Consider the following 13,061-nt stretch of genomic DNA (forward strand, 5'->3'; position numbering starts at 1 on the left):
ACTGCGTAAGTTTTTCGCTCTTTGAAAACTGAATAGCTAGAGATATAGATTTTTGGGCTCTTTGAATATCAAGTAATTGATATTCACAATTTCAAAAAATATTCGAACAAACACAGCGTAAAAGCTAGTTGTTTGCTTCTAAACAGAATTTAAACTGGAGAGTTTGATTCTGGCTCAGAACAAACGCTGGCGGCGTGCCTAATACATGCAAGTCGAACGGGGAAAGCTTTCGGGTGAGTACTAGTGGCGCACGGGTGAGTAACGCGTGGATAATCTGCCTTGAAGAGGGGGATAACTAGTCGAAAGATTAGCTAATACCGCATAAGACCACAGGGGCTGAGGCTCTAGGGGTCAAAGGTTTTTCGCTTCAAGATGAGTCCGCGTAAGATTAGCTAGTTGGTGAGGTAATGGCTCACCAAGGCAACGATCTTTAACTGGTCTGAGAGGATGATCAGTCACACTGGAACTGAGACACGGTCCAGACTCCTACGGGAGGCAGCAGTAGGGAATATTGCACAATGGAGGAAACTCTGATGCAGCGACGCCGCGTGAGTGATGAAGGCCTTCGGGTCGTAAAGCTCTGTCGCAAGGGAATAACACAATGAATGTACCTTGTAAGAAAGGATCGGCTAACTTCGTGCCAGCAGCCGCGGTAAGACGAGGGATCCTAGCGTTGTTCGGAATCATTGGGCGTAAAGCGGGTGCAGGTGGCTATGTAAGTCAGGTGTGAAAGCCTAGGGCTCAACCCTAGAAGTGCATTTGATACTGCGTAGCTTGAGTGCTAGAGAGGTTACTAGAATTCTTGGTGTAGTGGTGAAATACGTAGATATCAAGAGGAATACCGGTGGCGAAGGCGGGTAACTGGCTAGACACTGACACTCAGACCCGAAAGCGTGGGGATCAAACAGGATTAGATACCCTGGTAGTCCACGCCGTAAACGATGGATACTTGTTGTTGGAGGTATTGACCCCTTCAGTGACGAAGCTAACGCGTTAAGTATCCCGCCTGGGGAGTACGGTCGCAAGATTAAAACTCAAAGAAATTGACGGGGGCCCGCACAAGCGGTGGAGCATGTGGTTTAATTCGATGCAACGCGAAGAACCTTACCTAGGCTTGACATGTACTGGAAGATTGGCGGAAACGCCGTCGCCCGCAAGGGCCGGTACACAGGTGCTGCATGGCTGTCGTCAGCTCGTGTCGTGAGATGTTGGGTTAAGTCCCGCAACGAGCGCAACCCCTGCATTTAGTTGCCAGCATTCAGTTGGGCACTCTAAATGGACTGCCGGTGTTAAACCGGAGGAAGGTGGGGATGACGTCAAGTCCTCATGGCCCTTATGCCTAGGGCTACACACGTGCTACAATGGTAGTCACAAACTGAAGCGAAGTCGCGAGACGGAGCAAATCGGAGAAAAGCTATCTAAGTTCAGATTGATCTCTGCAACTCGAGATCATGAAGTTGGAATCGCTAGTAATCGCGGATCAGAATGCCGCGGTGAATACGTTCCCGGGCCTTGTACACACCGCCCGTCACACCATGAAAGTCGGCTGTACCAGAAGTCGCTGCGCTAACCGCAAGGAGGCAGGCGCCCAAGGTATGGTCGATGATTGGGGTGAAGTCGTAACAAGGTAGCCGTAGGGGAACCTGCGGCTGGATCACCTCCTTTCTAAGGATTATCCGGTCAATCTTCACTAAGACTTGTTTTTAGTAAGTTAAAATGACCCAATCTTAGGTCAACTTGACTCTTCCCGAGTCGAGTGAGTCCCAAAAATCTTATCTAGCTATTTAGTTTTGAAAGAGTGAAATCTCTTAAGCATCTAACACGGGCCAGTAGCTCAGTTGGTTAGAGCACACGCTTGATAAGCGTGGGGTCGGAAGTTCGAGTCTTCCCTGGCCCACCAACTAGCGAGTTGGACTGTTAGAGTGAGAGAGATGACACGCGAACGTTTTTCGTTCTTTGACAATTGAATAGATTGATTTAGTTGATTTTTAGCGAGGTTAGTTCCATTTTTTTTAAGCTACAAAGGGCTTACGGTGGATGCCTTGGCACTAAGAAGCGATGAAGGACGTGGTAAGCTGCGATAAGCTTCGGGGAGTGGCACACACACTTTGATCCGGAGATTTCCGAATGAGGCAACTCACCATTTTATGGTATCATTCACTGAATACATAGGTGTCTGAAGCGAACGAGGGGAAGTGAAACATCTCAGTACCCTCAGGAAGAGAAATCAAATCCGAGATTACCCTAGTAGTGGCGAGCGAACGGGTAACAGCCTAAACCTTATTCATTTATTTGAATGAGGGGTCGTGGGACCGCAATGTGGGACCGGAGAAGTTAGAAGAACAGTCTGGAAAGTCTGGCGAAACAGGGTGATAGCCCCGTAATTGAAAACTTCAATGGCCCTAGCGGCATCCCGAGTACCACGAGACACGTGAAATCTCGTGGGAATCCAGGAGGACCACCTCCTAAGGCTAAATATTCCTTAGTGACCGATAGAGGACAAGTACCGTGAGGGAAAGGTGAAAAGAACCCCGAGAGGGGAGTGAAATAGAACCTGAAACCGTAAGTCTACAAGCAGTTAGAGCCCTTTATATGGGCGATAGCGTACCTTTTGCATAATGAGTCAGCGAGTTATGTTTGCATGCGAGGTTAAGCCGTTGCAGGTGGAGCCGTAGCGAAAGCGAGTCTGAATAGGGCGATTTAGTATGCAGGCATAGACCCGAAACCCGGTGATCTAATCATGGACAGGCTGAAGCGAGGGTAACACCTCGTGGAGGGCCGAACAAGTTGAGGTTGAAAACTCTTTTGATGATCTGTGATTAGGGGTGAAAGGCCAATCAAACTGGGTGATAGCTGGTTCTCCCCGAAATATATTTAGGTATAGCGTTGAGTAAAAAGTATCGTGGAGGTAGAGCACTGAATGGGCTAGGGGTCTTTACCGGATTACCAAACCCAAATAAACTCCGAATGCCACAGATATGTTCCTCAGCAGGCAGACTCAGGGTGATAAGGTCATGAGTCGAGAGGGAAAGAGCCCAGACCAACAGCTAAGGTCCCTAAATGCACGCTCAGTGGAGAACGTTGTGGAGTTACTTTGACAACTAGGAGGTTGGCTTAGAAGCAGCAATCCTTTAAAGAAAGCGTAATAGCTCACTAGTCTAGTGACTCTGCGCGGAAGATACAACGGGGCTAAGCGTGTTACCGAAGCTTTGGATTAAGATATTTTATATTTTAGTGGTAGGGGAGCGTTCTAGTGTAGGATGAAGGTTGACCGGTAGGACAGCTGGACGAACTAGAAGTGATCATGCTGACATAAGTAGCGTTGAACTCGGGTGAAAAACCCGGGCGCCGAAAACTCAAGGATTCCTGGGCAAGGATAATCCTCCCAGGGTTAGTCGAGTCCTAAGACGAGGCCAAATGGCGTAGTCGATGGCAAAACGGTTAATATTCCGTTACCTAGCTAAGTGTGTTTAAGGAATGACGGTGTAGGATATCACAGCCTCTTATTGGATTGAGGTGTAAGCATGTAGGAGGATCAGTAGGCAAATCCGCTGGTCGTAACTCTGAGGTGTGAATGCGAGGGACTTTGTCCCGGAAGTGTGAAAAGCCATGCATCCAAGAAAAGTTTCGTAAATTTAGCTTAGTTAGCTCGTACCGTAAACCGACTCAGGTGAGTGGGGTGAATATCCTAAGGCGATGGGGTGAATTTTGGTTAAGGAACTCGGCAACTTAACACCGTAACTTCGGGAAAAGGTGTGCCTGAGAGAGTGTAAGGACTTGCTCCCCAAGCTTTTTCAGGTCGCAGAGAAATGGGAGTAGCGACTGTTTATCAAAAACACAGGCATGTGCAAAGTCACAAGACGACGTATACATGCTGACGCCTGCCCGGTGCTGGAAGGTTAAGAGGATTTGTTAGCGCAAGCGAAGCAGAGAATCGAAGCCCCAGTAAACGGCGGCCGTAACTATAACGGTCCTAAGGTAGCGAAATTCCTTGTCGGGTAAGTTCCGACCTGCACGAATGGCGTAACGACTTCTCCGGTGTCTCAACCAAATGCCTCGCGAAATTGAATTCTCGGTGAAAATGCCGAGTACCCGCAGAAAGACGGAAAGACCCCGTGAACCTTTACTGTAGCTTGGCAGTGATTTTAGAGTTGGCATGTGTAGGATAGGTGGGAGACTTTGAAGCCGGGGCGCTAGCTCCGGTGGAGTCAACCTTGAAATACCACCCTTGGCAACTTTGAAATCTAACCTGCTCCTCGAAACGAGGAGAGGGACACTGTCTGGTGGGCAGTTTGACTGGGGCGGTCGCCTCCCAAAAAGTAACGGAGGCGCGCGATGGTCCCCTCAGCCTGATTGGAAACCAGGCGTCGAGTGCATTGGCATAAGGGGGCTTGACTGCGAGACCTACAAGTCGAGCAGGTGCGAAAGCAGGCCAAAGTGATCCGGTGGTCCCGCGTGGAAGGGCCATCGCTCAACGGATAAAAGGTACTCCGGGGATAACAGGCTTATTCCATCCAAGAGTCCATATCGACGATGGAGTTTGGCACCTCGATGTCGGCTCATCACATCCTGGGGCTGGAGCAGGTCCCAAGGGTTTGGCTGTTCGCCAATTAAAGTGGTACGCGAGCTGGGTTCAGAACGTCGTGAGACAGTTTGGTCCTTATCTTCTGTGGGCGCATGAAATTTGAGCAGACCTGTCCTTAGTACGAGAGGACCGGGATGGACGAACCTCTGGTGTTCCTGTTGTCACGCCCGTGGCAATGCAGGGTAGCTATGTTCGGAATTGATAACCGCTGAAAGCATCTAAGCGGGAAGCAAACTGCGAGATTAGATTTCACTGGGGCTTCGGCCCCCTAAAGACCCCTTGGAGACTACGAGGTTGATAGGCGGAAGGTGTAAGTGTAGCAATACATTCAGCTGATCCGTACTAATAGGTCGTGAGGCTTTTTTAAATTTTTCTTCTTAACGACAGTTAACGAAGATCTCGTCTCGAAAACTTTTAAAGTCAGAGACTAGTTCTCTGGATACTCTAGGGTATCAATGAGCAGAGAATGAAGATTATGGGACTAACCGATAATCGCTAAAAATCAATTAAATCAATCATTCAATTATCTATAAAAAGAACAGCACCATTTGGATTGGTTGTCTGTTCAAAGAACGAATTGTATAAGAAAAACGCTTTGCTGGTGTTTATAGCAGAGGGGCCACACCTGATCCCATTCCGAACTCAGAAGTTAAGTCCTCTTGCGGCGATGGTATTGCATGGGCGACCATGTGGGAGAGTAGCACGATGCCAGCTCTTTTTTACTCGAACCCGGGTTACGAAAGTAATCCGGGTTTTTTTACGAGCCATATCACCTTCGTGACCGCAATTGCGGTCATTTTGTCGCTAAGGTGTGGTTAGATATGTACGGCTTTGATTTGGGGCCATACATCGCGGGACTGTACGCACCCAGGGCAGAGCGTCGCGTCACCCTGGGTGAGCTGCGCATCTTCAAACCGTTGCGTGCGCCGGAAGAGCCGTGTATTGTTCTCATGAATGCCGGGAAAGATTTGATTCATGTCGGGATGTATCTGCGGGGCCGAATCCTGCACAACACACATCGCGGCGTATTCTTCGAGCTGCCTGAAACTGTGCTGCCGCTATATAAAAAGGTAAGTTACTATCATGTTAAACACTCTCTGGATTGCTGAAAACTGTCTCGACCCTTCAACGTGGATTGAGATTCAAACCGATGACGTGTTAGCCACACTTGTCGAGCACTACGGTGACTCATTCCCGTCTAACGCTCGCATCTATCATGAGCAGGTGTCAGAGCAAACTGACGTCACTCCGTCGACTGAAGATTCAGTTAACGCATTCATGCATATGCGCGGCACCTTCTTTGTCGTGCATTACCCTGAAGGCCCGGTAGCAATTATTGCCGTCGTCGCAATCGTCGCCGTTGTCGCAATGGCCTTCTTCCTGAAGCCGTCTATTCCGGTCGTCTCGCAGCGCGAAAGCAACTCACGCGGCTCGTCGAACAACTCGCTATCTGAACGTAAGAATGATATCCGAATCGGTGAGCGTATCCCGAATATTCTCGGCACCGTTCGTTCGTATCCAGACCAGTATTCGCCAGCATACAAGCTGCTCGAAGGGACTCAGGAGATTGAGCACAGTCTCATGGTGATTAGTCGCGGATATCTGCAAATCCATGACGCCTTCGAAGGCGAGACGCGCTTTGACAGCATGGCTGGCGCATCGCTCCAGGTGTACGACCCAGGTAAAGACTTCATCAACGATACGCCTATCTTCTCCATCGGTGCGCAGATTACTGACCCCTGGCACGAAGTCTACCCGGTCGCGTCCGTTACCGGACAAACGCTGCTGCCACCTAACGTTGACGTGTTCGAAGGCGATAACAATATCTTCTTTACCGGGCCGGACTCAATCGAGCTGTCTTCCAGTTCTGACCGCGACTTTACTGACTACATTGAAGCTGGCACAGAAATTACTGTGACGAACAGCGTATCTAATGGTAACACCCTCGACCTCAACGGAACGTACGTTGTTCTGACTGTCGTTGCTAAGAAGATTGTACTGTCTAACCCGGTGCTCGCTAACCCGAACTGGGGCAGCTTGTCCGGCAGCACTCCGACTTGTTCAGCTAACCTGACTCCTGACGCGGATAAGTGGGTCGGCCCGTTCGACATGACGACTCAGGCTAACCGCTCATATGTCATCGTCAACATTCGCGGCCCCCAAGGTCTGTACTATGTCGGCAACAGCTCAGGCAACCAGTACAAGACTACGGTCGACTTTACCATTGAGTTTATCCAGATTGATAACCTGGGGAACCCGCTCGGCCCGGTCGACGTTTACAACGGCAGCATTACCGGGTCAGCTACGTCTCGCGATAGCGTTGGCGTCAGCGTCATCTATCAAACGTCATTTACCGGGCCATGCCGTGTACGTATGCGCCGCACCAGCGATTCCGGCGACGACTCAGGTGCGCAGCATGTTGAGACGATTAAGGTCACGGAGATTTACTCGTCAAGATTGTGGTCATCGTATCACGTGCCTCATACCCATATGCGTACTAAGATTTACAGCACAGCATCTGCGTTGAGCGCCAGCGAGCGTAAGACTAACTTGCGTGTAACATCACGTCTGCCGCCACGTCTGCCTGACAACACGTTTGATGTTGGCAATACGGCAGCATACGCTCCTACAGCAGATGCGGCTGACATCATGTGCTATATCATCTATAACACTGACTTCGGCAAGAAGCCTCAGAGCACTATTGATGTGCAGAACATCTACGATACCGTTGCTGAGGCTCGCGACTACTTCGGCTATAGCGAGTCCGTTGGCTTCAACTATACGTTTGACGATGCAAGTATCTCATTCGAAGAAGCGCTCAGCTCTGTTGCTCAGGCTATCCATTGCGTAGCGTACCGTCGCGGTAATAAGTATCGCATCTTCTTTGAGAAGGAGACTAACGACGCTGTGCTGCTTTTTAACCATCGCAACAAACGTCCAGGGTCTGAGAAGCGTACTGTATCTTTCGGTCGTTATCAGGACTATGATGGCGTAGAGATTAACTGGAACGACCCGGATGACTTCGACAGCCAGCAGACTTTACGTATCCCTGACGATGGTCGCAGCAACTATAAAAAGTTAGAAGTGCGAGGTATCCGCAACCTGAAGCAAGCAACCGTTTTAGCATGGCGTGCATACCAGAAAATGACGTATCAGAATGTCAAGATTGAAATGTCTGCGATGGATGACGCAAATATCTTGCTATTGACTGAACGTGTGCTAAATTCTGACAACACTCGCAGCAGCTTGCTGGAGGGTAGCGTTACTGCGGTATTGGGAACAATGCTGACCGTATCACCACAAGTGCGGCTGGATTCCAGCAAGACTTACAGCATGTTCTTACAGCTCAGTGACGGCACCGTTGAATCAATCCCGGTTGTGCAAGGCCCGTCTTACGACAAAGTTATGCTGTCGTATGCGCCACGCTTGCCACTGGTGACGGATTCAGGATATTATGCAACAACGCTGTTTCATATTGTGGCGTCTGACGAAACTCAAATCCGGGCATTCCTCGTAGATGAGATTACCAGCAACGACGATATGACTGTTGACCTGAAACTCGTCAACTACGATTCAAGATATTATCTGCATGATAAAGACTATCATCCTTGAGGATTAAGACATGGCAATTATCTCCATCGCTGATTTGGAGTTAGCAGACCGTAACGCCGACCGCTTTAATGCGATTGTGAACTCGACTACCAGGTTTTATCTGGATGAGTCGGGTACGCAGCGCTTTACCTGGCGCGGGCTGACCGACCGTGTTCAGGAAAACTGCACAGCCTTGATGTTTGCCGACAAGACGGCAATGGATGCGTATACGCCACTGAACGACAACGCCTACGGTATCGACGGCACGACTGGTGAAACTTACTACTGGGTAGTTTCTTCATCTACCTGGGTTAAGTCCGTATACCAGATTACAGCCGACTATCGCAACCGTGGCGTTGCTTTCCCGTTCACTACGCAAGGCACGCGTAACGGGCAGACTCCGCTACCAATTGCAAGCATGGCATTCAACGTCCGTAACTGGATGCTGAACATCTTCCGTGGTATCGAAGTCATCGACGCTGACCCGAACTACTTCTACTATATCGGCTATCACGCGCACAATGCTACCCCGCTGGTTCAGGTGTACGCTGTGCTGCGTAGCGCATTCAACGGAAGCACTGGCGGCGTTAGCGTATACAACTCTACGGTTGCAGTCGATACTTCCCTGACCGGAACAGACTTCACCTACGTTATCGACCTTAACACGGCTCCGCTCGACCCCAGCTACAAGACGCGTCTGAAAGTCAACCTGAACATTGACAACTACAACGCATCGACTGGCGACTATACTGCGTTCCAGACTACGCACAGTGGCTTCGGATGGATTGTCAACCCGTTCCATTACGAATTCGTCGACAATAGTGTGGTTACAGGTGAGATTGATTCCCTGGGCAACCGCGTAACGGCTCTGGAAGCATTTGAAGCCGGGATGCCAGCGCAGCTCGACGCAACCAGCCGTAACATTGGCGTACCGCAGCCACACTGCACCCAGGGCAACCGCAACAATCAGGCACCGCTGCCGCTGTCCAGCATGTCGACCAGCATCCGTAACTGGCTGCTTAACGTATTCAGTGATATCAGCGTCATCGACGCGCATCCTGACTACTATTATATGATTGGCTTCATGGGTCGCGGTGCAAACCCGACGCTGCAAGTCTACGCTCTGCCAAAAGCCTCGTTTGCGACCAGCAATACCGGGACTATGGTTTTCAACGCCACTGTCGCAATCAATACAGGTATCACAGATACTGACGTGACTGTGCTGGTCGATTTGAACACTTCAGTAACCGGGCCTGACTACAAGACTAAGTTCAGCCTGACCATCAACGTTGCGAATTACAATGCGATGACTGGCGACTATACTGCAACCGCAACTACATCCAGTTCATACGGATGGATTATCGACCCGCGTCATTACATCGTAATGAATCAGTCGGAAGTCGACGACCTTGAAAGCCGTGTTAGCGTTCTGGAAGCTGACCTGCCTGTGCAGGGTGAAAACAGCGCTCGCAACATCGGCGTAAGCCAGCCGTTCAACAACCAGGGTAGCCGTGGCGGTACCGCTGTAGTGCCGATTGCCAGCATGTCCGGCGCGATTCAGGAATGGATTAAGAACGTCATCATCGGGGCGACAATTGACGACGCTGACCCGAACATGTTCTACCAGATTGGCTTCCTTGGGCGCGGCGCTGCACCAGTGTTGCAGGTCTATGCTGTCCCACGTGCAACCTACGCGTCGACTGGCGCAAGCAGTCAGGTATTCAATGCAGCTCTTGCTGTAACGACCACTCTGGGCGATACCGACGTTACTTTCCGCGTAGAGCTGGCAAGTGCAACTAACCACAAGCCTGTGTTAGTGCTGACGCTGAATCTGGCGGCTTACAACGCAATGGCATCTGACTTCGTTGGCTGGAACAACACTCACAGCGCGTATGCGTGGATTATCGACCCGCGCGGATACGTGTACCTTGACCGTGCTGTGACAGCTCTGCAATCTCAGATTGATACCAATGCTGCGAACATCTCAGCTGTCGCTGAAAATGCATCACGCAATAAAGGTAGCCTGTTCCCGTTCACTCAGACTGCGCAGCGTAACAACGTTACCAGCGTAGACCTGAGCGGCACTAACGGCACCATTGCTCGCGAAGTGTTCCTCGACGTCGAATTTATCAACGTTATCCCAGGATTCTATTATCAGATTGGCTACTACATTCTGGGAAGCGCGTACACGATGCAGGTGTACATGATTAACAAGACAGGCTTCGCGACTGGTACCGACACGACCATGATTTACAATGGCCCTGTCGTTCCGGTACTCGATGGTAAGATTCACACCTACGAGCTTGACCTTGTTATTCCTGACAGCCGTCGCGGTGCGGTTGGATATGACAAGCTGAACAACAAAGCTGTTCTGCGTGTGACGATGGACTCAACCGCCATTGCTGCAAATGCTGGCGCTGCATACGTCGCAACCAACACCAGCAACAGCGGCTATGGTTGGATTATTGACGAGACTCGCTACACGTATGTCCCGGTAAGCACTACGCTGAACCGTGGGACTATCTTCCCGTATGTTAACTGCGGTCGCCGTAACAACGTCAACCCACCTAGCGTCTCAGGCTTATCCCAGACGACTCGCGATATCCTTAACAATGTCATCATGGATGTCAAAGTTATCGGTGCGCTACCGGGCTGGTTCTATAAAGTCGGCTACATGATGTGCGACACGAATGGCGCTGTGCAGTTCGAAGCAATCAACAAGACCAACTACCGCACTCAGGAAACGCGTCAGCTTCTGCACAACGCGGCTGTCGGCTTTGAATTAGGTGTGGGTATCCGCACGTATACGTTTGTCGTCAATGGCCCTAACGCATCGGCTGGTCACAACGTAACTGTGCAGCTGACTGTCGACACTGACGCAATGCAGAGTTACCAGGGTAGTGAGCTGGTAATGTGGAACACTGGTCATACTGGCTATACGCTCTACGTCGATGAGTCTCGATACGAGTACGCCGTTGACGCAACCAATTACCTGAAGTTGCCGCGTCCGAGCTTCGGCACCACTCCAGCTGAGACGTCATCGACTCGCCTGGGGATTGACCCGATTGCTGAGCATACCGCTGACCTGAATGGCGGCGTCACCGCTCGCAACGGCAATCATGGTATTCTGCCGCCGTCGTCGGTTGGTAATATCAGCTTCCTGTTCAACAGCTGCCTTGAGAACAGCTTTGACCGTCAGTACAACTTCTTCATCGGCACTCGCGCAGATATCCCACTCCTGGCGATTGACTCAGGAACTGAGAACAGCATGATTGACCATATGATGTTCCGCCCGTTTGCAATGTGTGAAGGTGGCTGGCTGTACTGGACGCTCTCAAACGCTACTCCGTTGCATGGTCGTCTGAAAGGTTCGCTGACTCTGTATCGCAAAGTGCCGGACGCGACTACCAGACTGCAAGTGCAACTGTCTATTCGCGGTGTGTACTCGCAGCCAGCGGCAATTACTGACACTCAGCAGCTTATCGGTCTGGGTATGGCAGATAACGTTCCGGCAGAGCTAGTGTCTGAAGAGATGCTGTATCTAACCACAGCTGACCCGAATCAGGTTAAGCTGGAAACGTTCGCCGGATGGGGCCAGGGCTTCTATGCTAAGTTCGTCATCCCGGTCGATATGGATGTCTCATTCTACCCGGATTGTCAGTATTGCTTCAGCCTGACTAGCGTCGTCAAAGCTGGTAGCATTCTGACGGTACCTAACTTCGCACGTCCAGGCGACGTAATCGTTGCATCTGGCGGATTAAGTATGCAATATAATGCTCGTGCTCGTATGTCGGCCCTGTATGCCAACCAGATTGAGGGTAAATTCTAATGGCAATCCAACGTTTCGCGGTCAAGGTTCCCCTTGACCCGACGTTTACCTACGATAGTACGTATACGTCGATTACTGATACTTCTAAATATTGGGTATTGATGGACGTGTTCTACAACGATACGTGGAACCCATCTATCAACCCGCGCCCGCTGGTGTACATTATGCCCGGTGCAGGTGTGTACGAGCGCTATGCAACTAACTCAGTAGCAATCACCTCACATACTGACCGGGGCCAGCTGGTTGCTGTAATCTACTATCATCATTCTGCGTCGACCGACCCGGATTACACTCCGCAGCCGCCGTGGTATGATGACTGGGGATTCTTCCGCCGCAACTACAACCAGTTCCTGAATCGCCGTGTGCAAAACTTCCAGTCTTGCCTCAAATACACGGTCGACACGCTGGTTGATGACCGTTCACTGTTCAACATCGACATTACGAACCTGTTTGCTATCGGCAAATCTCAGGGTGGCGCTACGCTACTCACCTGGTCGATGATGTCGCAGACGAACACCTTTAACTACTCGCTGTATGGTTCGAAGGTGAAGGCCATCATCAACAACCAGGGTCTTGTCGGCACCACGACGGAAGGCTGGTACAACCCTGACCGGACTATCCGGGCGCTGGGGCGCGGTATCTCGCTTAGCCGTCACTTGATGATTCACGTCTACAACGACCAGGACCCGTCAGGCGACTACGATATCGCTGCACGTCTGCGCCATGCAGTAGTAAGCAACCGTCGTTCGCAACACGCGTTCATTAACTTCACTGACCTGGGTCACGAGCAAGACTTCACATTCAACGCCACGCTGGTCGCGTCGATTGTGGCGGGTGACTCACCGATGCAAGCTACCTGGTCGGGTGGCACGATGCAGGTTCTGACTGAACAGGAACTGCAAAATCAGACTTATACCTTATACCCGGTGACATGATGGATGAAGAAAACGAAGTATACGTAAACCCTCTGGAACAGGAAGTAAATACTGCACCAGCTCCAGACCTCCCGAAAATTGTCTTCGACCCGCGCAACTCAGGCGACGACGATATCGAGTA

General features: G+C 50.6%; 4 protein-coding genes, 1 tRNA gene and 3 rRNA genes. All 8 read left to right on the top strand.

Annotated elements, in window-relative coordinates:
* Positions 1-151: 151 nt before the first annotated feature.
* The 8 genes from QJS83_RS14705 (at position 152) to QJS83_RS14740 (ending at position 12,940) form a co-directional block, all read left to right on the top strand.
* Positions 152-1,665: ribosomal RNA gene (locus QJS83_RS14705) — 16S ribosomal RNA — on the top strand.
* Positions 1,666-1,823: 158 nt separating this feature from the next.
* Positions 1,824-1,900 (top strand) — tRNA-Ile (locus QJS83_RS14710).
* Between the two features lie 110 nt (positions 1,901-2,010).
* Positions 2,011-4,952: ribosomal RNA gene (locus QJS83_RS14715) — 23S ribosomal RNA — on the top strand.
* A 230-nt stretch (positions 4,953-5,182) separates the two neighbouring features.
* Positions 5,183-5,299 (top strand): 5S ribosomal RNA (rrf, locus tag QJS83_RS14720).
* The 16S, 23S and 5S rRNA genes sit together here with 1 tRNA gene alongside, the layout of an rRNA operon.
* Positions 5,300-5,406: 107 nt before the next feature.
* Complete coding sequence (locus tag QJS83_RS14725) at positions 5,407-5,694, top strand: hypothetical protein (RefSeq protein WP_284605908.1); 288 nt, start codon at positions 5,407-5,409, stop codon at positions 5,692-5,694.
* Positions 5,669-8,197: a host specificity factor TipJ family phage tail protein gene (locus QJS83_RS14730; protein WP_284605909.1), complete on the top strand. Its 2,529-nt coding sequence runs from the start codon at positions 5,669-5,671 to the stop codon at positions 8,195-8,197. Before QJS83_RS14725 ends, QJS83_RS14730 begins: the two co-directional genes overlap by 26 nt.
* Positions 8,198-8,207: 10 nt before the next feature.
* The gene (locus QJS83_RS14735) at positions 8,208-12,005 is read left to right on the top strand and encodes a hypothetical protein (RefSeq protein WP_284605911.1); all 3,798 of its coding nucleotides are present in this window, start codon (positions 8,208-8,210) and stop codon (positions 12,003-12,005) included.
* Positions 12,005-12,940: a hypothetical protein gene (locus QJS83_RS14740; protein ID WP_284605913.1), complete on the top strand. Its 936-nt coding sequence runs from the start codon at positions 12,005-12,007 to the stop codon at positions 12,938-12,940. Before QJS83_RS14735 ends, QJS83_RS14740 begins: the two co-directional genes overlap by 1 nt.
* Positions 12,941-13,061 lie beyond the last annotated feature (121 nt).

Origin of the sequence: Bdellovibrio sp. 22V (assembly GCF_030169785.1) — a bacterium.
Taxonomy (GTDB): Bacteria; Bdellovibrionota; Bdellovibrionia; order Bdellovibrionales; family Bdellovibrionaceae; genus Bdellovibrio.

Excerpts from the sequence above, each read along its gene's own strand:
- QJS83_RS14730 (WP_284605909.1), top strand. The coding sequence starts at position 5,669 with ATGTTAAACACTCTCTGGATTGCTGAAAACTGTCTCGACCCTTCAACG.
- QJS83_RS14740 (WP_284605913.1), top strand. The coding sequence starts at position 12,005 with ATGGCAATCCAACGTTTCGCGGTCAAGGTTCCCCTTGACCCGACGTTT.
- QJS83_RS14725 (WP_284605908.1), top strand. The coding sequence starts at position 5,407 with ATGTACGGCTTTGATTTGGGGCCATACATCGCGGGACTGTACGCACCC.
- QJS83_RS14735 (WP_284605911.1), top strand. The coding sequence starts at position 8,208 with ATGGCAATTATCTCCATCGCTGATTTGGAGTTAGCAGACCGTAACGCC.